Here is a 21,539-nt window from a genome sequence, read left to right as displayed (position 1 = left end):
TATAACAGATAATCTGAAACTTCCCAAAAAAAGGACCAAGAAGCATACTACTTCTCAGTCCTTTTGGAATGTCTTTGATGGAATTACTCCAGAATGTAAATGGTGACGGTTCTTCGTCCCCAACGGTAGGCTTCTGCCGTGCTGTTCACATAGATGTCGATCTTGTTGCCTTTAATGGCTCCACCTACATCTTCTGCGATGGCATATCCGTAGTTTTCTACATATACTTTTGTTCCCAGCGGAATGACATTTCTGTCTACCGCGATGGTGGACCAGCCGCTCGGATTTCTTACAGGTTTTGTACCTGTTGCTGTAATGCCGTGTCCCGCATAGGCTGTGGCTTCAACTCTAAACGCCTTGGAGTAGTTTAAAGAGCTTGGTATGGCTGAGCCTCTGGATGCATTGATAGAAGATGCCGATGGCTTCTTTCCATATACTGTGGTATTCTTTGTGCCCACATGAACAATCTTGTCTACAGCCTCTTTCAGCACTTCAGTGGATAGAACTTCTTCTGATACCTGAACGCCGTCTTCAAAGGTCAGCTTCTTGGTGACAACACGCTCACCCTTGACGCCTTCCTGCTTCACAACAGTCTTTCCTTTGTCTATGGTGCTGTCCTTCTTCTCTTGAACAGTAAATGCAATACTCTGGTTTTCCTCTACCACTTCAGTGGTGACACGGATGATGGTGATGGCCATCCCGTTTGCTATGGCATCTTCCATAGAAGAAGAAACTTTGTCGAGTTCATTGACTACCACTTCTTCAGCAGTAAAAAATGCACCTACAGTCTTTTCTGGAGTCAGATATGTAACTTCCTGTCCATCCGCGATGAGGGTCACACCAACAGCACGGTCAATGTTGACCTTCATGCCGCTTGTTACTTCATCTTCCAGGGATGCGGATACTTTATCCTTCTCCATTACAGCAATATTCTCAGTTTCAAAAAAAGCACCAACGGTTTTCTCTGGGGTCAGATATGAGGTGACAGTCCCGTCAATAGAAACCTGCACAGGAACTGCGCGGTCAATCTGGATCATATCTTTCTTTCCTAGGGTTTCGTTTGTATTTTTGCTTAATTTGTCTTTCTCAGCAATGGTGATTCCATTTTCTTCTAAAACTTCCTCAACAGTGTCTTTAAATGTTGATACTACTTGCTCTTTTCCATCGATAACAATTGTAATGTTCTTCATCATACTGTCTACAGCAATAACCACTGTCATAATTACAGCGGCTGCAAACAGGGCAATGAATACACTCTTTGAAAAATATCTTTTCATATTACCCTCCTTTGAGCTACGGACCTATTATATCCGCGCCTCAAATCGGTGTCAAAAAATAGCGATAATCATTGACGCTCAATAACTATCGCTATTAAATATTCTAAATATGAATAAATTGTTAACAGGATTCTTCACAAGTCCCAGTCTTAAATCTTGAAAAGTTTTCTCATGTTCTTTTCTGTTGCCAAAAGCACTTCTTCTTTTGTCATATTTTTGATCTCGGCGATCTTTTCTGCAACCCCATGAAGGTAATCAGAACGGTTTCTTTTTCCTCTATAAGGAACCGGAGCCATATAAGGGGCATCGGTTTCAATCAGAAGCCTTTCCAGGGGAATTTCTGCTACCACATCTGGAAGCTTTCTGGCATTTTTAAATGTCACCACACCAGATATCCCTAGATATCCTCCCATCTTCACAATCTCTCTTGCCATCTCCACACTTCCAGAATAGGAATGAAAAACAGACGTGACCTCTTTGTACTCCTTTGCCATGGAAAGCACATCCTCATGAGCTTCCCGGTCATGCAATATAATTGGAATCCCAAGGGTTTTCGCTATCTCATACTGAGCTCTTAAGGTTTTTTTCTGCACCTCTTTGGGTGGGTTCGACTCCCAGTAGTAATCAAGACCTACTTCTCCCACTGCAACAAATTTTTCTCCCTTTAGAATCTCCAGAAGTTCTTTCTCCACTTCTTCATTATACTCATCCGCATGCTCCGGATGGATCCCCACAGCACCGTAAATAAAGTCATGATTTTCCACCAAGTCCACAGTCTTTTGGACAGAGGCATAGTCGGAGCTCATATTTAAAATAGCTCCTACTCCATTTTCCTTCATTTCTTTCAAAAGCTGTTCCCGATCTTCATCAAACTGCTCGTCATCATAGTGTGCATGGGAATCAAAAATCTTCTCCATAACCTTCCTCCTGCTTCTCACTTGTGAAGTGAAAACTTTACATTCATGTACGAATTGTAAACATATTAAGCGAATGTTCATTATTTGTACATAATTATAAAAACCCATTGATTCTCAAGGACTTTTCCACTTGTAAAGGACTCTTCACAGCTATTAATTTTCTAAAACGTCTCTATTTCGTAAGTTTTTTGTCATAATTGGACCCTTTTTCGCACTGTTTTTTTACTTTTCTTGGTCGTACGCACTAAAAAATAAGTCCTTTTTCAGTGTATCATGAATTATTGTGCACATCAAAATCAAAAGCTGAAATTCACATCTCTCATTTCAACATTCATCCACAGTCTATCCTCTACATCCAGCCCTATAGCATGAAAAAGGAGGCTCTGCACATCTCTTCAACGTGCAGAACCTCCCTTCCTTATATATGTAGTGATAGGATTTAGCTCACTACTGTTCCTTCTTCCATTTCTTTATCCAGTGAGACGATGGATAGTGCATCCTCATCAGAGGCTGCCAGAATCATTCCTTGAGAAAGTTCTCCTCTAAGCTTCACAGGTTTCAGATTTGCTACCAGGACCACTTTTTTACCAATGAGATTCTTTGGCTCATAGTGTTCTGCGATGCCGGACACCACCTGACGGATCTCGTTTCCAAGGTCCACTTTCAGTTTCAGAAGCTTCTTGGCTCCCTTGATCGGCTCGCATTCCAGCACTTTTACCACCCGAAGATCAAGCTTTGCAAAATCATCAATGGTGATCTCTTCCTTCAATGGCTTCACTTCTTTCTTTGGGGTCTCGGGTGCATTTAGCGCATCCAGCTCTTCCAGCTTCTTCTCCACATCAATTCTTGGGAAGATGATTTCTCCCTTGGCTACAGAAACACCCGCTTTGGTTCCACCGAAGCTCTTCACGCTGTCAAAGGAAATATCTTCTGCGCCAATCTGCTCTTTGACCTTCTGCGCTGTAGTAGGCAGGAAAGGCTCCACTAGAGCTGCGACAATTCTTAAAGTCTCCACCAGGTTGTACAGTACGCCCCCAAGTCTTGCTTTCTTTTCTTCATCTCTTGCAAGGATCCAAGGTGTAGTTTCATCAATGTACTTATTCGCTCTGCCAATGAGGGTCCAGATATGGCTCAGCGCCTCTGGAATCTTCAGTGTATCGATGGCTTCTCCAACGAGTACACTGGTCTTTTCTGCAAGCTGCACCAGATCCTTGTCAAAGTCTCCTTCGTCACATCTCTCTGGAATGACTCCTTCAAAATACTTGTCCACCATGGAGACGCTTCTGGACAGAAGGTTTCCAAGATCATTGGCAAGGTCGGAGTTGATTTTCTTGATGAAGGTTTCATTGTTGAAAAGTCCGTCGCTGCCAAAAGGAATCTCTCTTAATAAGAAGTAACGCACCGCATCCACGCCAAAATGCTCTACAAGAACCACTGGGTCCACCACATTTCCTTTGGATTTGGACATCTTTCCACCATCCACAAGAAGCCAACCGTGGCCAAACACCTGTTTGGGGAGTTCGATATCTAAAGCCATGAGCATGATGGGCCAGTAAATGGTATGGAATCTTAGGATGTCCTTACCAATGAGATGCACATCGGCAGGCCAGTACTTCTTATATAAGGTGTCATCATTTAAACCATATCCCAAAGCTGTGATATAGTTGGAAAGCGCATCGATCCACACATAAACCACATGGCCCTCATCGAAGGTCACTGGAATGCCCCAGTCGAAACTGGTTCTGGATACACAAAGATCCTGAAGACCCGGTCTTAAGAAGTTGTTGAGCATTTCATTCTTCCGGGATTCTGGCTGAATGAAATGAGGATGATCCTCTATGTGCTTGATGAGTCTATCTGCATACTTGCTCATTTTAAAGAAGTAGGCTTCTTCCTTAGCCTTTTCTACTGCTCGTCCACAGTCTGGGCACTTGCCATCCTTCAGCTGTGAATCTGTCCAGAAGGATTCATCCGGTGTGCAGTACCATCCTTCATAAACACTCTTATAAATGTCTCCCTGGTCGTAAAGCTTCTTGAAAATATCCTGCACCACTTTGATATGATCTGCATCGGTGGTTCTGATGAACTTGTCATAGCTGATGTCCATGAGCTTCCAAAGGTCCTTGATGCCTGCAACAATATGGTCCACATACTCTTTTGGGGTCACGCCTTTGTCTTCTGCGAGTCTTTGGATTTTCTGGCCATGCTCATCGCTTCCTGTGAGGAACATCACATCAAAGCCGTCTTTTCTCTTGTACCTTGCCAGGGCATCTGCCGCCACTGTGGTATAAGTATTTCCGATATGCAGGTTTGCTGATGGATAGTAAATGGGGGTTGTAATGTAATAGGTTTTCTTCATGAATCCTTCCTCCTAAATCAGTTCAATGTTACAAATAAAAAAGTCTCTATGATCTGAATCCAGATCATAGAGACGTGTTTTACAACGTGTTACCACTCTACTTTGCAGCCGCTTCACAGCAAGACTGCCTCAAAAGGTGACTACTCATCACCCTGCCCTTTAACGGTGGCATCCGTGCATCCTGATTATTCAGATGCAAGACTCCAAGGCCATCTTCCAGAATTTCCTCTTTACCCCTCTTACACCAAACCGGAGGCTCTCTGAAAAGCATTCATTCTGTACTCTTCTCTTCTACGTCTATATATCGTACTTTATTCTAGCAAAGAAGATGAAAATATGCAATGATTCCTTCTTTTTTGTTCTTTTTCACTCTTCCTCCCGGCAGGACCTTGTAAAACCTCTGCTGTCCAAGGAAAAACCAGCGCTTTCTTTTGAAGGAGCATCTGCGATTCAAGGTTTTATCATGCTTTGAAGAATTTTTATCTCCTTTCCTATAGATATTTTCTCGTTCCTGTTATATAATATAATTTGTTTGGGGGCGTAGCTCAGCTGGGAGAGTGCCACACTGGCAGTGTGGAAGTCGTGGGTTCGAGTCCCATCGTCTCCACCATTCATTTTTTAACTGTCAGGAAATAAACCCTTGACAAAACCCTATGAACACTGATATAACAGTATAGTAGGTTTTAAACAGAATATGCAGATATGGCGGAATTGGCAGACGCGCTAGCTTCAGGTGCTAGTGGGGGAAACTTCGTGCAGGTTCGACTCCTGTTATCTGCACCACAAAGAATGATCTTTTCTATGAAGAGATCATTCTTTTTTTTACTTTCACTAACTCAAAATTCTACTTTAATAAATACACAAGACTATTCATCAAACAAGATAATCATACGATATTTGCTTACTAACTATTTTTGCGGGGTCTATATTGTTTAAAAACAGCAACAGCTAAATTTAAGCACATTTGAGCAGCCATACTTTGCATTTCTCTCTTTAGTGTTTATTAATTAATCTAACGCTTCATTGGACTTCGAGAAGCCCATAAAACTAAAGTGCTTATCCCAAGCCCAACATATGGGTCCTCTCTAATATTCTCAATATGGACTCTTTGTTAGTTGCACAGATTTAGAGTATCATCTTTATATATATATTACACAAGAAACTGTTTTTCCCGCATTTTTAACAAAGACAGTTCTGATGAAAGACATTCTGCTTTTTGAGAATTTTACTAACAGGACCAGCTCTTTCATAGCGTTGATAAGACTATATGCAACAGCAAGAATCGAGGCTTTCGCCTAATCGGCTATGAAGGACGAACTCTTTAAATGATCTAGTTTAATATAATCCTGAATTACTAGTTCTAGTTGTCTATGTTGCCACGTTTGCTGTAGTTTTTTAAAATATCAGGAGTATGTAACATCATTGAATTTATGATAATGCTATTGTGGGGACTAGTTCCCCAGTAGAACCTTCAATCTTGAGTACTACATGCCTGTTTCTATCCAAGAATTTTATCAGGTAGAAGAAGTCAACATAATTACAGTGATATTTTCAATAATAAGTCTTATAGCTGGTTAAGATCAGATTTTCCTCATAACTTGAGAATTTATGTAATATTGCACTGGCCATCAGCTAAACAAATAATAAGTCCCCATATTCTTCAAGGAAATCAAATAACTGAAGGGCAGAAAAACTGTTATCACCTCTCACAAGAATTGTTTCTTCCGTAACCGCTATCCTTTAGGAGAACAAAACAGAATCAATTAAGTTAATCATTCCAATAGAAGTATACTCGCATCCTTTACGGAGCATAAACTTCATAATATCTCTGGTAATTCACACTTAGAGAAGCATTGGATGCTACCCTTTAGTGTCGTAGTGATAGATATATATTTTTATATCATAATTTCCATAGATTTCAAAATTAGTGGGGTCTAAAACTAGGACGATTTACTATTTTTTAGAGGGGTTATGTGTCATATTATCGCAATGCTCTGGAATATCGTTGAACATCTTTATGTCATTCTGTTCGAAAGAGATCACGATTCTTAAATTGCGGGTTGTGAGGCTAGCGCTTCCTTCTCAAGTACCGCAGAAAACAGAGTATCGTAACGTTAATAATCGGCTACATCATCTACATGATAACCAGCTATGTTTATATTAATCAGCTGTTCAATAACAGAATCGAGGGAATGAACTTTTCTTCAAGCTATCGCGAAGTATTATTTAAGAAGGCAATCAACTCCGATATTATGATTAGATACTCTGATGAAGAGTAATCCGAGATCATAAGACAGATTACTACACCTGAAATCAAAATAGTATTATATTGAAGTGCGTACTACAGTAAACTCATCATGTAAAGAACTTATTTATATTTTATTTTGGTTTCGCAATAATCCTTAACAGAAATTCGAGTTCATTTAATTTATCATAATAGTCACAAAGCTAGTAAAAGATCTAAGCCCTTAAACTCATAGGTTTCCAATTATTTAGGTTAAATAATTGAATGATTTAAGTTCAATATACTTTTCACGTGTTTTTATCATTATAATATTTTACTAATCACTAATTGTTGCAATCTATAAATTTCCAATCAATTTATTATTCGTATATATAATTAAACACTTAAATAATATTGATAAATTATTGGACTTTAGTTATATCAATGGATTATTTTCAAAGTTTAATAATCGCATAATCGATGATTAATTTATTTAAAATACATACTATTAAGTGCATGAATTTTTCTTCTTCCACTTTTTCTTATACACAAATCATTATATAATCTAATATGAAAGGTGGGATGTAAAAGTGAAAGATATTAAAATTAAAGACCTTTATGCTGGAAAACCAGATGCAAAAGATGAGATTAAATTTGATGGTTGGGATAATTTTATTAAGACATTTGTTGTAGCAGATCACTTTAACCTACATCAGTTAACACATGGAACCCATTGCTTTGTTACAGGTTTTAAAGGAACGGGTAAAACTGCACTTTTATTCTACTTAGATAATGAACTAAAAACAATCGACCAAAGTACTTGCTCTTCATTTATTTTTTTTAAAGATGACTTTACAGACGCCAGAAGAAATGTACTTCAAGAATTTTCAAATCAGGTATTATCTTCTATAGTAGTAGAACAAGGAGCATTGATTGATGCTACAGAATTTGAATATGTTTGGCGTTGGATTTTGTTCAAACAAATAGTAAACGACAACGAAACATACGGAAGGAATCTATTTATTGATAACGAGCATTGGAGAAAATTTGAAAAAACTGTTGAGCAAATTAAAACCTCGAGTACCAACAGAAAATTTTCCTTGGCAAATAAAGTAAAACTTTCTATGCCTTATAGAGATGTTACTACTATGACAGAAGTATCGCCTGAACTTGAAGTTGATTTGCAAAATCCTAACAGTAAGCCTTATCATGACTTTGTGTCAATAGTAGATAAAGCTGAAGAAGCATTTTCTCATTTAACTCGTTCAGACATTCCATACTACATCTTTATCGATGAACTTGAAGCTTATTATGGTGATTTAGATGTTTTCAAGCGAGATCTATATATTATTCGAGATCTAATCTTTACTGTAAAGCGTTTAAATACAAATTTTGCATCAAATAATTTTGACAACACTAAAATAATTTGCTCAGTAAGAAGCGAAATTTTGACAGCAATATCACGATATATTGTAACAAAAGAAATCAATAAGGTGACATCCGGTTTTTCTGTCCCGCTTAATTGGAGTTATACTAATAGTAATTCACATGCTCATCCAATTATTCAAATATTGCTCAAAAGAATTGCCGTTTGTTCTGAAGTATATCCTAATGATAGTTTAAACATTTATCGTCAATGGTTTCCCGAGAAAATTCATGGAATGGAAGCAGCTAGCTATATCCTTAATAACAGTTGGTGTAAACCCCGAGATATGGTACGCTTAATAACCGTTGCACAAAGCAGTTTACATAATCAAACAAAAACATTCTCTCAAATATTGTTTGATTCCACTTCAAAAGTATATGCTGAAGATAGTTTACAAGAAATAAAAGAAGAGTTACGAGCGTTATATACGTCCGAAGAAATAAATGATATCATAACGTGTTTTACTGGATATCGTACAACTTTTTCTGTAAATGAACTATCTAAAAAAATATCCCAATTTTACTCAGGGACGGTTTTAGAATTAAAATTTAGACAAGTTATCGAAGATTTATATCGCTTAGGTTTTTTAGGTAACTTCCTTCCTGTGTCTCAAACCTATCGTTGGCAACATAAGGGAGATTCATCTGTTATTTTGACAGACGAGTGGAGACTATGTGTGCACTATGCTCTTCATAGCGCATTATCAATTGGAGCTCGTATTAATAAAGGACTAGACAAAGGACGAGATGTGCAAATTGGAGATATTATTCATGCCACAGTGTATGATGTAATAGATCACTTTGCATTAGTAGAGTTTAGAATGTACGGAAACACATACAATGGAAACATTCATATTTCTGAATTTGGAAAATTGGGGCATGGATATATAAAATGTTTATCAGACAAAGTTCATTCTGGAGACCAATATAAGGCTGTTTTAACTGAATATGATGAGAAACACTCAGCTTGGAAACTGAAAATTCAACCCATTGAAAAAGAAAAGTAATCTTACTTGTCATTTTTATTCATATCAAATAAAGCTAACCTAATATTTTTTGATATTTTAATTAATTATGGTAGCCAAAATAGTCCTCACAAGAATTAAATGCATGAACGATTAGTTCATGCATTTAATTCTTATTAACTTACTGCGAGAAACGCTTCTACCTCTTCAGGACGTATTGGAATGTCAATGGAGAGATTCTCCATACCGTCTTTGGTGATCAGGATGTCATTTTCCAGCCGGATGCCGATGCCTTCCTCTTCAATATAGAGACCCGGCTCCACTGTGATGACCATACCTTCTTCCAGGAGACCTTCTCTTCTGCCCACATCATGGGTATCCAGTCCCAGGAAATGGGAGGTATTATGATAATAGTACTTTCTCACCTCTTCATCTTTTTCGATGAGGCCCAGAGCCTTCAGTTCTTTTGCATAGATCTCATGAACCAGTTCATTGATTCTTGCATAAGGAACACCGGGTTTCAGCATCTTCAGCACTTCATCATGGGCTTTCAGAACGATGTCATAAAACACTCTCTGCCTTTCGGTGAACTTACCGCTGACAGGGAAGGTTCTTGAAATATCAGCGCTATAATAGCCATACTGTGCGCCAAGGTCCAGAAGCACCAGATCGTTCTCCTTCACTTCTGCGTCATTGGCCACATAATGAAGCACTGTGGCATTTTGCCCCGCGGCACAGATGGTGGTGAATGCAAAGTCCTTCACGCCATGACTCTTCAGTGTGAAATTGAAATGTGCCTCCAGCTGATATTCTTTCATGCCAGCCTTGGCATTTTTCATGAGATTTCCAATTCCTTCTTTAGTAATCTCAATGGCCTTCTTCATGAGAGCGATCTCTTCTTCTGTCTTATATACTCTCAGCTTGCAGATTTCATTGTAAATGTTCTTCACACGAACCTGAGGATACTTGGCTGTAATTTCTTTTGCAAACAGCACGCCCTTCGTATCTGGACTTCCATAACCGTCTTTCTCAAGGTCCAGATAGATCCTTGATAGATCATCTTTAAAAATACTCTGGTTGAGGAACCCTTCAAAGGTATCGAGGAATCTTACTTCCTCTACACCAGATACTTCCTTTGCTTTTTCTTCAGATATGGTTTCTCCTACCCATTTCACCAAAACCGGATCTCTTCTTTTGATAAAAAGAATCTCTTCCACTTTCCCCGGGGTTTTTCTCAGGGCTAAGATTACATGCTCCTCTTCTATGCCTGTCATATAGTAAAAGTTTCTGTTTGGTGTGAAGTCATAGGCTGCATCCGCAGACTTCTTAGGGGCTTCTCCTGCAAAAAGAAGCAGCAGAGATCCTTCTTTCATCCCATCCGCAATGCGGCTTCGGTTGTTCTTATGAAAATCTTTCATGACATCCTCCTCAAATATACGATAGTCTTCTTTCTTGATTGTATCACAGCTGAAAAAATCTAAAACCCAGAAAATACTGAAATCTGATATATTTCACTAAAAACTAGTACTGAACCCGTATGAATATAAGAGTTACTGTGCATCCTGATTTCTCCTTCTCAATTAATTGGGCTAAACTTAATCGCGCCTGTGTTATTTCTTGTGAAAATGTTGAAAAAGTCTTCCGGATTACATACAATGAAAGTAGGCAAAGTAGGTTGATGTGCGTTAAGTGCCAGATGGACGGGAAGTTGCCACTGGACGAAAAACTGCTTTACAAGTTTACGGTACATCATCCGCATTCCGTTGCCACACAAGGAGTCTTCTCTTTATGTGGTGAATCACCAATAATAAGGGAGGTCATTTTTTTGGAAAAAATGATGCACACAGTCAAGTTGTCCGCACAGGAGATGAGAAAAACCTCCGTGGTTACCATCGGTGGAGTCCTCATCGCCATCAGCGTCGTCTTATCTTTCTTTAAAGTCCCACTGGGTCCGACCCTGCAGATCAGTTTCGCCTCGCTGCCCATAGCCGCCGGGGGAATGCTCTTTGGACCATTTGTAGGCGCTGTCATTGGTTTTGTCAGCGATCTATTGGGATTCATCGTAAGACCAAATGGGTTCTTCTTCCCAGGATTTACCCTGAACGCCATTCTCATCGGTGTTTTCTATGGATTCTTTTTCTACAAAAGAAAGGTAACGCTTCTGAACGTCATTCTCAGTTCCTTACTGGTGACCCTTGTCATCAACCTGGGACTCACAACTCTTTGGCTCAGCATGATGTATGGAGATGCTTTCATTGTGCTTCTCGGTGCACGTGTCCTGAAAAACGTTCTTTTGTTCCCCATCGACACTGCGCTTCTTTTCATGATTTTAAAGGTCATGGAGGATCTAAGGCATCGCTTCAAGATCAGTTAGCTCCCGAACACACCACTTACCCAATGACGATTTCTAAGGCAGTTCATTTTTTGAACTGCTTTTTTATTTTATCAATCTTTCATGAAGTCTTCAGATTTTCATCAGTGGATATCCCCCCCTATATGTTATACTCTTTTTGATAATACTATTAAATCTTGTATACTATCCATCTTCAAAACTATATTGTCATAGAGGAGAGGTGTTCCGTGAAAAATAACTTACTCAGTAAACTGTTGAAAAAGCTTGCTGCAGCTGCAGGCATCCTATTGGCTTTCGTTCTCCTTCTTTCTCTTGCTGGTTCCTATGGCCGATACCAGGACCAGAAGAACACGAAAGAACTAGTTCTAGATCATCTTGATTTCCTCAATGATAGTATTGAAAGCGAGGACTATGAGAGAATTCTTGAGCTTGAAGGTGTACAGAAATTAAGGTACTGGAAAAATGATGGGGAAAGTCTTATCATAGAGTATTTCTGCAAAGGTGCAGGCATCGCACCTGGTGGCAGATATGCTGGATTTTACTACACCAGTGAGGATCAACCTGTGGGCTATGAGGGCACTGCCTCAAACTTTACCAAGGAAAAGAACGGGTGGAGATGGGAAGAGAAGAATGGTGACAACTATGAGTACACAGAGAGAATTGCAGACCATTGGTACTACTATGAAGCCGGATTCTAACCCTTACCCCCGTCGTCATTCTGTAGCCTCATATAGAACAACTGAAAAAACACAACAAAAAAGAGCACCCTCGTGCTCTTTTTTAGTGTGTTTATTCCACTGCCACCAGCTGGACAGTGATGATATACTCTTCTTTCTCAAAAATGTCCAGAAGCTCTTTCACACCAATGTTCATCTCCTGAGTATCGATGGTGAGATTCATGCTTGCCGCATTATTGATCGGAATATCCTGGTTGATGGTGATGATATTCGCATTGAACTGACGGAGGGTCTCCAGAATCTTGGAGAGAACGCCCGCCTCGTGGCTGATCAGGAATGAAAATGTCGCTTTTCTTCCCTTGCTTCCTTCTGAAAGAAGAAAGACATGATCTTTATATTTATAGTACGCACTTCTAGAAATACCTACTGCCTTTACACCTTCACTGATGTCTTTCACTTTTCCGGTGTGAATCAATGTCTTCACTTCCAGTACCTTTGTGAAAATCTCCGGCAGGATTCTGCTGTTGACTACATAGAGCTCATCGCCCATAAATTCACCTTCTTTCATGTTCCCTTACCTGTCCTTGATATTAAGCTTGATACGAAGCTTTTCCAGCATATCCTTGGTCATGGCTGCCAAGTCATACTCTGTCTTGAAGCCCCATTCTTCTATGGCAGCTGTGAAGTCAATGTTGTCCGGCCAATTGTTTGCGATGCCTTGTCTTACTGGATCCACCTGATAGGTCATGGTGAATTCAGTAATGTGTTTTTTGATTTCCGCTGCAATCATCTCCGGATCAAAGGACATGGCGGAGATGTTGAATGCGTTTCTGTGAATCAGCTTCTTAGGATCTGCTTCCATGAGCTGGATGATGGCATTGAGCGCGTCGGGCATGTACATCATATCCATGAAGGTTCCTTTGTCTATGTAGGATTCATAAGAACCTTTCTTCAGTGCATCGTAATAGATGTCCACTGCGTAATCTGTGGTTCCGCCTCCTGGTGGTGTCACATAACCGATGAGTCCCGGGAATCTTACCCCTCTCGTGTCCACCCCGAACTTCTGGAAATAATAATCACAAAGGAGTTCTCCTGCCACCTTTGTCACACCATAAATGGTGGTTGGTCTCTGAATGGTATCCTGAGGTGTATCCTTCTTTGGTGTGCTTGGTCCAAAAGCTCCAATGGAACTTGGTGTGAAAAAGCTCGTATTGTTCTCCCTTGCTACTTCCAGCGCATTCACCAGACCACCCATATTGATGTCCCAGGCAAACTTTGGATTTCTTTCTGCAGTGGCAGAAAGAAGAGCTGCCAGATGGATGATGGTATCCACCTTTTCATTCTTCACAATTTCCGCCATTTTCTGTCCATCCAGAACATCAAGCAGCTCGTATGGACCTTCCAGTAATGGTGAACCCTCTTCAGGTCTTCTGATGTCTGTACCAATGACGTTGTTTGCTCCGTAATGATCTCTTAAAACAGTGGTCAGTTCTGATCCCAGCTGGCCCATGGCACCTGTGATGAGTATTTTTTTCATAGTAGCTCTCCCTTATATTACGCCTAATTCTTTTCCAATTTTTTCATAGATTCTCACTGCTTCCAGAAGCATTTCTTTGGTATGCTGGGCTGTTGGCATATTTCTCACTCTACCGGTACCCATGGGCACGGTTGGGAAGACGATGGATTTGGCATAAACCCCTTCTTCGATGAGTCTTCTGGAGAACTTCTGTGTCAGTGTCTCATCTCCAATGATTACAGGTGTGATTGGAGTCGCAGACTCTCCAATGTTGAAGCCCAGATTCTTCAGTTCTTTCTTCAGAAAATCTCCGTTTTCCCAAAGCTTCTGATGAAGGCTTGGATCTTCTTCCATGATCCGGATGGCTTCAATACAAGCTGCCGCATTGGCTGGGGTGAGAGATGTGGAGAACAGGAAAGGTCTTGCACGAACCTTCAGCCAGTCAATGAGATCCTTGGTTCCTGCCACATATCCCCCGACGACGCCAATGGCTTTGGACAGTGTCCCCATCTGGAAATCAATGTTCTTGGCATGACCGAAATGCTTCACTGTACCAGCACCTTTTCCCATGACGCCTGATCCATGAGCATCATCGATATAGGAAATGATATCCAGCTCCTTGCATACTTCTACAATGCCATCGATGTTTGCCACATCCCCATCCATGGAGAAGACGCCATCACTGATGTACATGATTTTCTCATAAAGTCCGGAAGCAATGGCTTCCTTTGCTTTCGCACGGAGATCTTCCATATCCTGATGCTTCACACGGATGATCTTTGCACCGGATAGTCTGCAGCCATCTATGATGGACGCATGGTTGAGTTCGTCAGATAAGATGGCATCCTTCCTTGTCATCACCGCAGAGATTGCCCCCATATTGCAGTTGAACCCAGATTGGAAGGCAATGGCCGCTTCCGTTCCTTTAAATCTTGCAAGGGTCTTTTCCAGCTCATCATGAATGTCCATGGTACCATTGATGGTTCTTACCGCACCTGCACCTACGCCATATCTGTCTGTAGCCTCTTTAGCCGCCTTCTTCAAACGCTCATCGTTTGCCAGTCCAAGATAGTTGTTGGAAGAAAGATTAATCAGTTCTCTTCCTCTAATCTTTATCTTGGGTCCATTGGCCCCTTCCAGAATATCAATCTCATTATACAGTCCTTTGCTCTTCAGATCGTCCAGGTTCTCTGATAGGAACTTTTCTAACGCTTTACTCATTTCGACCTCCTGTGTACTTCGTGTATTTACAAATAGTTTTATTTGTCCGTATACTCAATTATAACAGAGGGGAATCAGTTAGAAAACCCTCCCCGTAAAATTGATTACTTTATAAGAAATCCTTTACATTCATCGATAATCTGATAAAAGAAAAAAGTCTACCCATACAATGTGATAGACTTTCTACTTATCCAGTTTATGAAGTTCTGACTGAATCTTGATGATCTGCTGCAGCTCTTTCACGGACAGATCCACTTCTTTGCTTCTGTGAAGAATACCATGACAATTATCACAGACGGGGATAAAATCTTTCTCCAGATCCAGCTCCTCCAAACTCTTGCCTTCACTGCCGATCTGGTGGATCTGGATGTAGCCCTTTGCCACATCTCCATAGATGTGTTCAAAGTTAAAACCGCAGATGCCACAGCTGACCCCATGGATTTTGAGAACCTTTAGCCGGACGTCTGGATCCAGCTCATAGCGGGCCTTCACTCCATAGATGAATTTATCCTCATGGAGCATATACTCCTTGGCATCCTTCTCCACTTCCTCTGGAAATATCACATCGGCTCGGAAGGTGAGCCTGTCCACCTTCTCCAAACGGAGAAGCGGTGCATTTTCTTCCCGGATGTCATACCCGTAGCTTTCATAAATATATTTTGATGCGGTGTTTCTCAGCTCTCTTGTAAGCTCTTTGCCCCACCGGAGCTTCCCTCGGAGTCTCTTGTAGTCATCCAGATACAGCACTCCATAGTAAAGGGAATGATGATAGGTGATTTCAATATCCCACCGGTCATGCTTCTCCATCTCATGAAAATGAAAAAAGTCCCGAAGATAATTGGGAATGCGGATTTCTCCATAGGTAAGAAGAGACTTGTCTATTCTTTTAATGATGATGTTTTCATTGATGATCTCAAAAGAATGTACTGTTTTTTCCAACCGCTCCCTCACCTCCATGGATAAAAATTAGCCCAGTATTTATCTGGTGTCTTCTGCATGAACTTCTTGAAGGTCCAGATTCAAATCTTCATGTTCATTCCAAAACCCTCATGGGAGAACTTTTCCAGACACCTTAAAACTGTTTGAAATTTCCCATTGGTCTAATTTTCAGTATATTATCTATTATAGGGGAAGGAGCATAATTTCTCTACCCACTTGAAAATCTTTTTTCCTTAGCCCCATAATCTTTATTGCATAAAATGCATCTTAGTGCTAACATAGGGAAGAATTATTCCTAAGGGAGGAACTCGTGTGAATTTAAATGAAGTCATGAAGTTTGTAGAAAGTGAATATATCATCATCAACAATACCCCTTGCGAACTCTGCGGTGGTAACTTTCTCACTGAATCGGTGGGTCTTCGCTTTGACAGCGGAAAGCCCGAAAATATCACCCTATGTATCTGTGAAGACTGTGGACATGAAAGAGAATTCTCTTTCAGAGCTCCTTTCATACATCCCATGAGTGGGGAACAGCAAGAAGAATTAAACTAGAGGTGTAGAATGAAAAAAGAAATACTGGATGCAATCAACGAAGACATCGAAGCAGCATTAACTGATGTAAGCGAAATGGAAGCCATTTTAACAGAAGATAGTGCAGAAGAAAAAATCAAAGAAAAATTCAGGATGCTGTCTCACAAAGTATCCAATCTGGAATCCCTGCTGAAAAAAGAAGGTATACTGGAATAGTAAAAACAGGATGCTTATGGTATCCTGTTTTTTAAGCTGTAGTGATTATCGACAAAAGGACAGGTGAAGCTATGCTGCTAGAAACTGGATGCAAGTGCAGCTGTGACAGCTGCAAGAGAAATGGAGTCTCCTGCGTAGATCAGATTACTCTTTTTGACTCCCTTACTTTTGAACAAAAGAGACTGATTTTGAGTAAATCCGTCCATAAAACCTTTGATAAAGGAGAACTCATCTTCTCTCCTGGTGACCCTGGGGACAATCTCTATATCATCAATATGGGAGAAGTGAAGATCTATAAGCTGTCCAGCCAGGGGAGACAGCAGATTCTCCACGTTCTTGGACCCGGAAGCTTTTTAGGTGAACATGCTCTTTTTGACAGTCAGCCCATCTTGAACACAGCGGAAGCCATGAAACGGACCAATCTCTGCATCCTAAAGGGACAGGACATCAAAGAGCTCATCCTCTCCCATCCGGAAATGGGGCTGAAGATTCTGGAGCAGTACGCTAAGAAAAATGTGCAGATTCTGGATATCGTAGAATCCATCGGGCTCTATGATGTGGAGCAGCGCATCGCCAAGTATCTTCTGGATCTTTCCAATGAATTCTCCATGAAAGCTTTCAAACTTCCTTTCAGTAAAGGAACTCTTGCCAGCATCATTGGTACTTCCCAGGAGACTTTAAGCCGTAAGCTTTCTGCTCTCCAGGATGAGGGGATCCTGTCTCTTCAGGGACAAAGAAACATCACCATTCTGGACCAAGAACGGTTGAAAGCCATACTGGACCGGGAATAGCTTTCCTTTAATCAACTAAGACCATGCAAAAAATGCATGGTCTTTTATTATATGATTGGAAATCTACTTTATAAAGAATATTCCATCAATATCAAGTATACTGTGTGTATACAGGTCAGATTACGGGTATCCTTACACAAGCCTTTGAACCCACATAAAGATATCCTTTTTTTATCATTCTGGTAAGCAATAAAGGGGGAAAACCATGATAGTTTTAGCGGTCATGCTCATGTCACTTGGATTAATAATGTTTTTCAAGACGGATTGGTTTTGGAGACTCACCGAGTCCTGAAAATCAGAGAAAGTCTCTGGTCCATCAGAGCTCTATGACATTAACATCAAATTTGGCGGGATCATGTGCTTCCTCGTGGGTTTGGCAGGCGTTGTAACGGAGCTGTTTTTTAGATAAGAAATAATACTGGATAACACAAAAGGGATTTGCTGCAAATCCCTTTTGTTATGCTTTCATTTTATACTTACTGATGATTTGTTTCTTGAAAAAGGCAGCTATATAAGGACACCCACGAGGTCATACTCCAGTGCCTCTATGATTTTCACGTCCACAAAAGATCCTACCATCAGGTCCTTCTGCGTTTCGATGATGATCATACCATCCACTTCCGGTGCCATTTCGAAGCTTCTGCCATAATAGCCGTCTTCTCCCATGCCCTCCACAAGGACCTCATAGGTCTTGCCTACTTTACGTTCCAGAATTCTTCTGCTGACTTCCTGTTGCCTTGCCATGATGAGGTTTCTTCTGCGTTCTTTGACATCCTTACGGATCTGCCCCTTCATGAGTGCCGCTGCAGTTCCTTCTTCTTTGGAATAGGTGAATACACCCAGCTTGTCAAACTCAATCTCATCCACAAAGTCATAAAGCTCTTTAAACTCCTCATCGGTCTCTCCCGGGAATCCCACGATGAGAGACGTTCTCAGCACCAGATCCGGAATTTCATGTCTCAGGGTTCTTAAGAGAGAAAGAAGATCCTCTTTTTTAGTTCTTCTGGCCATTCTCTTCAGAACACCATCACTGATGTGCTGGATGGGAAGATCCAGATACTTCACTACCTTCTCATTGGTCTTCAGCTCTTCAATGAGCTCCTCGGTGAACTCTTCCGGATACAGGTACAGCACACGGATCCACTTGATGCCTTCGATTTCCTTCAGCTTTCTTAAAAGCTCCGGCAGTGCCTTTTTCCCGTAAAGATCCGTTCCGTATCTTGTGGTGTCCTGTGCCACCACGATGACTTCCTGAACGCCTCCTTTGGCAAGGGTCTTCGCTTCTTCCAGGATCTTCTCCATGGGTCTGCTTCGATAGGTTCCACGAATCTTTGGAATGATGCAGTACGTGCAGTGATTGCTGCAGCCTTCTGAAATTCTTAAATAGGCTGTCTGTCCAAATCCAGTGGTGAGGATTCTTTCTCCTTCATTGATCCCAGAATCGAGATAATCCACTGCCATGATTCGCTCACGGGTCTTGATGAATTTTTCCACATACTGGTCCAGGAAGCCGTAGTTGTTCACCCCAAGAATGATATCCAGCTCCGGCATGAGTTTTAACAGCTCTTCCCCATAGCGCTGGGTGAGGCACCCCGTAGCCATGAGAAGCTTGCAGTTATGATCCTTCTTATACTCCGCCATCTCTAAGATGGTGTCAATGGACTCCTGCTTGCTGCTTTCAATAAAGCCACAGGTGTTCACTATGATGATGTCCGCTTCCTTGGGCTCTTCGGTGATCTCATAGGTGTTTTTCAGCATACCCAGCATGATTTCTGAATCCACCCGGTTCTTGTCGCAGCCGAGGCTCACAAGCCCTAATTTATATTTCTCCATACAATTCTCCCTTTATCCCATAAGTTTCCACTTTTTTACAACGTTACTATTATATCTTTAATTGGAAACCGTGCCAAGAGCATCACAACGAATGAAAAAACTTAGCCCACCTAGGATTTATCCATTCTCTTTGGAAGAGTCACATCCATTTTCCCATCTCTTTTTCAATGAAGGACAAAGCTTCTTTCATTTCTTCCTTCATATACTTATCTTTATGCCAGATCAGGTGGAAGGTTCTTAGGAAAGGTTCTCCTTCCATCTTTATTTCTCGGAGCAGCCCCAGCTTGATGGAAGGCTCCACGATGAAATGAGACAGCACGGCGACCCCTAGATTCTCTCTTGCAGCAGAAACCAAGGATTCATTGGTGCTGCTCTCCATGAGCACTGTGGGCTCTCCACTCATATTCCTGAACCGCTCATCCAGAAGATCTCTTCCAGCGCTTCCTTTCTCTCTTAACAGCAGCGGTTCTTCTGTAAGCTCCTGCCATGAAAAAATCCTATGGGAATCCAGATGATACTTGGGAGAACAGACTGGTACCAACCGGTCTCTTAGAATCACTTTACTGTCTATGGACGAGTCTAATGAAGGAATTTCAATGATGCCCACATCCAGAATATTCTCCTTGATTTTCCTTATGATGCTTTGGGAGTTCTCCACCTGCACCGAGAACTTGATGCTGCTGCTCTTCTCTTGGAGGAGCCTCACCACCTGAGGAAGAATATACGTACCAATGGTCAGACTGGATCCAATCCTCAGATGGAGGGTTTTTTCATGGTCTTTCATGGCCTCTTCCAAAGATTCTTTTTCATGGATCATGCGACGCGCATGATAAAGAAAAGTTTCTCCTGCTTCTGTAAGCAGTGTTTTTTTCCCGAAACGCTCAAAGAGCTGAACCCCATAAAGGTCCTCCAGCTGCTTTATGGTCCTTGAAACACTGGGCTGCGCCAGATACAGTTTTTCTGAAGCTTTGGTGAAACTGCCCGACTCCGCCACAGCAAGAAATATTTCCAGATCCCGTACTTTCATCTTCTCACCTCTATAACAGTTTCGTTATGATTATTCATAAATTATACTATTTCACTTATACATCTACAAGGAGTATCATGGAAGAAACAAAAAAGAGGAGGGATTCTCATGAAAGAACCACAAAATTTATATATAACCCTGTTCACCTCAACCTTTATGCTCAGCGCTTTTACCTTTGGCGGAGGTTATGTCATCGTGCCCCTCATGAGAAAGAAATTTGTAGAGGAACTGAAGTGGATCGACGATGAGGAAATGCTTAACATGATCTCCATTGCCCAGTCTTCTCCCGGCGCTCTTGCCGTAAACACCTCTGTGATTCTGGGGTACAAGCTGAAAGGCATCAAAGGAGCTCTTGTTACAGTACTCGGCACCATTCTTCCCCCACTTCTTCTGCTCTCTCTATTATCTCTATTTTATGCTTCCTTCCGGGACAATGCTCTGGTTGCCGCAGTCCTTTCCACCATGCAGGCTGGGGTTGCCGCCATCATCCTTCATGTGGTGTATACCATGACTAGAAGCATCCTGACATCGAAAAACCTGACATCTGCCTTGATTCTTTTCACAAGTTTACTCCTGGTGATTCTGTTTCAAGTGCCCATTCTGCCTGTACTCATTCTCTCTGCACTGGCTGGCTTTCTGCCAGATCTCTCCATAAATAAGGAAGGTGAATCCCATGATGCTGTATCTTGAACTGTTCCTCAGTTTTGCCCAAATCGGCCTCTTCAGTTTTGGTGGAGGTATGGCAGCCCTTCCCCTCATTGAAAACCAGGCGGTTCGGGTGAAGGGATGGCTGGCGCTTTCTGAATTTGTGGATCTCATCACCATTGCAGAAATGACTCCTGGTCCCATTTCTGTAAATTCTGCCACCTTTGTAGGCACCAAGGTGGCGGGACCGCTTGGTGCAATCTCTGCAACCCTTGGTGTCATCTTCCCCTCCGTTGTCTTAGTCCTTGTCCTTGCGTCACTGTATCACAAGTATAGAGATCTGCCTGTGCTAGCAAAAGTGCTTCGGGGGCTCCGTCCAGCTTCTGCAGCACTCATCGGTGCAGCAGGCTTTGCCATTGTAACGGTCGCTTTGAAAAAGACACCTCAGGAAGCTCTCAGCCTTCAGAACTTCAGTGGGTTCTCTCTGCTTCTTCTCATCGCTTCCTTTTTCCTACTGGTCCGTTATAAAAAGAGTCCCTTGTTCATCATTGGGCTCACAGGGCTCATTGGCGGCCTCTCCTACGTTCTCTTTTCCTGACGCACTGAAAGGATCCTATCTATAT

General features: G+C 41.4%; 18 protein-coding genes, 2 tRNA genes, 1 pseudogene, 1 riboswitch and 1 other annotated feature. Of the genes and pseudogenes, 11 read left to right on the top strand and 10 right to left on the bottom strand.

Going from position 1 to position 21,539, the window contains the following annotated elements; translation table 11 throughout:
• Positions 1-83 precede the first annotated feature (83 nt).
• From DEF30_RS05235 to metG, 3 genes are all read right to left on the bottom strand, one after another.
• On the bottom strand, positions 84-1,277 hold the full coding sequence (locus tag DEF30_RS05235) for a ubiquitin-like domain-containing protein (RefSeq protein WP_294097174.1): 1,194 nt from the start codon (positions 1,275-1,277) through the stop codon (positions 84-86).
• A 149-nt stretch (positions 1,278-1,426) separates the two neighbouring features.
• Entirely contained in the window at positions 1,427-2,194 is a 768-nt protein-coding gene (locus tag DEF30_RS05230) for a TatD family hydrolase (protein WP_294097172.1), read from the bottom strand.
• Positions 2,195-2,633: 439 nt separating this feature from the next.
• Positions 2,634-4,553 carry a methionine--tRNA ligase gene (gene metG / locus DEF30_RS05225; RefSeq protein ID WP_294097170.1) on the bottom strand — a complete coding sequence of 640 codons (1,920 nt, stop codon included), beginning with the start codon at positions 4,551-4,553 and terminating at the stop codon, positions 2,634-2,636.
• 65 nt (positions 4,554-4,618) lie between these two features.
• Positions 4,619-4,856 (bottom strand) — a binding site (T-box leader).
• A 231-nt stretch (positions 4,857-5,087) separates the two neighbouring features.
• On the opposite strand from metG, the gene DEF30_RS05220 reads away from it, so the two are divergent.
• The 3 genes from DEF30_RS05220 (at position 5,088) to DEF30_RS05210 (ending at position 9,209) form a co-directional block, all read left to right on the top strand.
• A tRNA-Ala gene (locus tag DEF30_RS05220) sits at positions 5,088-5,163 on the top strand.
• Positions 5,164-5,249: 86 nt separating this feature from the next.
• A tRNA-Leu gene (locus DEF30_RS05215) sits at positions 5,250-5,336 on the top strand.
• A gap of 2,031 nt (positions 5,337-7,367) precedes the next feature.
• On the top strand, positions 7,368-9,209 hold the full coding sequence (locus DEF30_RS05210) for a hypothetical protein (protein ID WP_294097168.1): 1,842 nt from the start codon (positions 7,368-7,370) through the stop codon (positions 9,207-9,209).
• 134 nt (positions 9,210-9,343) lie between these two features.
• Here DEF30_RS05210 and DEF30_RS05205 read toward each other — a convergent pair whose 3' ends face one another.
• Complete coding sequence (locus tag DEF30_RS05205; RefSeq protein ID WP_294097166.1) at positions 9,344-10,585, bottom strand: aminopeptidase P family protein; 1,242 nt, start codon at positions 10,583-10,585, stop codon at positions 9,344-9,346.
• Between the two features lie 246 nt (positions 10,586-10,831).
• Positions 10,832-10,935: riboswitch (THF riboswitch) on the top strand.
• A 66-nt stretch (positions 10,936-11,001) separates the two neighbouring features.
• Here DEF30_RS05205 and DEF30_RS05200 point away from each other — a divergent pair.
• Together DEF30_RS05200 and DEF30_RS05195 are read left to right on the top strand one after the other, a co-directional pair.
• Positions 11,002-11,541: a folate family ECF transporter S component gene (locus DEF30_RS05200; protein WP_294097355.1), complete on the top strand. Its 540-nt coding sequence runs from the start codon at positions 11,002-11,004 to the stop codon at positions 11,539-11,541.
• A gap of 206 nt (positions 11,542-11,747) precedes the next feature.
• The gene (locus DEF30_RS05195) at positions 11,748-12,218 is read left to right on the top strand and encodes a hypothetical protein (protein ID WP_294097164.1); all 471 of its coding nucleotides are present in this window, start codon (positions 11,748-11,750) and stop codon (positions 12,216-12,218) included.
• 91 nt (positions 12,219-12,309) lie between these two features.
• Here the strand turns inward: DEF30_RS05195 and DEF30_RS05190 are convergent, their stop codons facing one another.
• The 4 genes from DEF30_RS05190 to DEF30_RS05175 all read right to left on the bottom strand — a co-directional run bounded on the left by DEF30_RS05190 (position 12,310) and on the right by DEF30_RS05175 (position 15,873).
• Positions 12,310-12,747, bottom strand: a complete 438-nt coding sequence (locus DEF30_RS05190) for an ACT domain-containing protein (protein WP_031574984.1) — start codon at positions 12,745-12,747, stop codon at positions 12,310-12,312.
• A gap of 24 nt (positions 12,748-12,771) precedes the next feature.
• Positions 12,772-13,734 (bottom strand): L-threonine 3-dehydrogenase, encoded by a 963-nt coding sequence (locus tag DEF30_RS05185; RefSeq protein ID WP_294097162.1) that lies wholly within the window; start codon positions 13,732-13,734, stop codon positions 12,772-12,774.
• Positions 13,735-13,746: 12 nt separating this feature from the next.
• Entirely contained in the window at positions 13,747-14,934 is a 1,188-nt protein-coding gene (locus tag DEF30_RS05180) for a glycine C-acetyltransferase (protein ID WP_294097160.1), read from the bottom strand.
• Positions 14,935-15,117: 183 nt separating this feature from the next.
• Positions 15,118-15,873 (bottom strand): hypothetical protein, encoded by a 756-nt coding sequence (locus DEF30_RS05175; RefSeq protein WP_294097158.1) that lies wholly within the window; start codon positions 15,871-15,873, stop codon positions 15,118-15,120.
• Positions 15,874-16,185: 312 nt separating this feature from the next.
• Between DEF30_RS05175 and DEF30_RS05170 the strand changes: the two genes are divergently transcribed.
• From DEF30_RS05170 to DEF30_RS12130, 4 genes and pseudogenes are all read left to right on the top strand, one after another.
• Positions 16,186-16,425, top strand: a complete 240-nt coding sequence (locus DEF30_RS05170; RefSeq protein WP_074911657.1) for a hypothetical protein — start codon at positions 16,186-16,188, stop codon at positions 16,423-16,425.
• Between the two features lie 9 nt (positions 16,426-16,434).
• A complete protein-coding gene (locus tag DEF30_RS05165) occupies positions 16,435-16,620 on the top strand; it encodes a hypothetical protein (RefSeq protein WP_294097155.1) in 186 nt (61 codons plus the stop codon).
• Between the two features lie 71 nt (positions 16,621-16,691).
• The gene (locus tag DEF30_RS05160) at positions 16,692-17,411 is read left to right on the top strand and encodes a Crp/Fnr family transcriptional regulator (RefSeq protein ID WP_294097152.1); all 720 of its coding nucleotides are present in this window, start codon (positions 16,692-16,694) and stop codon (positions 17,409-17,411) included.
• Between the two features lie 205 nt (positions 17,412-17,616).
• Positions 17,617-17,820, top strand: a pseudogene (locus DEF30_RS12130) (DUF6199 family natural product biosynthesis protein).
• Between the two features lie 98 nt (positions 17,821-17,918).
• Here the strand turns inward: DEF30_RS12130 and rimO are convergent.
• Together rimO and DEF30_RS05150 are read right to left on the bottom strand one after the other, a co-directional pair.
• The gene (gene rimO / locus DEF30_RS05155) at positions 17,919-19,244 is read right to left on the bottom strand and encodes a 30S ribosomal protein S12 methylthiotransferase RimO (protein WP_294097150.1); all 1,326 of its coding nucleotides are present in this window, start codon (positions 19,242-19,244) and stop codon (positions 17,919-17,921) included.
• Between the two features lie 139 nt (positions 19,245-19,383).
• Complete coding sequence (locus DEF30_RS05150) at positions 19,384-20,271, bottom strand: LysR family transcriptional regulator (RefSeq protein WP_294097147.1); 888 nt, start codon at positions 20,269-20,271, stop codon at positions 19,384-19,386.
• A 108-nt stretch (positions 20,272-20,379) separates the two neighbouring features.
• Between DEF30_RS05150 and DEF30_RS05145 the strand changes: the two genes are divergently transcribed.
• Positions 20,380-20,961: a chromate transporter gene (locus DEF30_RS05145; protein WP_294097145.1), complete on the top strand. Its 582-nt coding sequence runs from the start codon at positions 20,380-20,382 to the stop codon at positions 20,959-20,961.
• Entirely contained in the window at positions 20,945-21,514 is a 570-nt protein-coding gene (locus tag DEF30_RS05140) for a chromate transporter (protein WP_366409400.1), read from the top strand. The genes DEF30_RS05145 and DEF30_RS05140 overlap by 17 nt, the downstream gene beginning before the upstream one ends.
• Positions 21,515-21,539 lie beyond the last annotated feature (25 nt).

Source organism: Proteiniclasticum sp. (assembly GCF_003514505.1).
GTDB lineage: Bacteria > Bacillota > Clostridia > Clostridiales > Clostridiaceae > Proteiniclasticum.
This window is presented reverse-complemented; position numbering and strand designations above follow the sequence as displayed.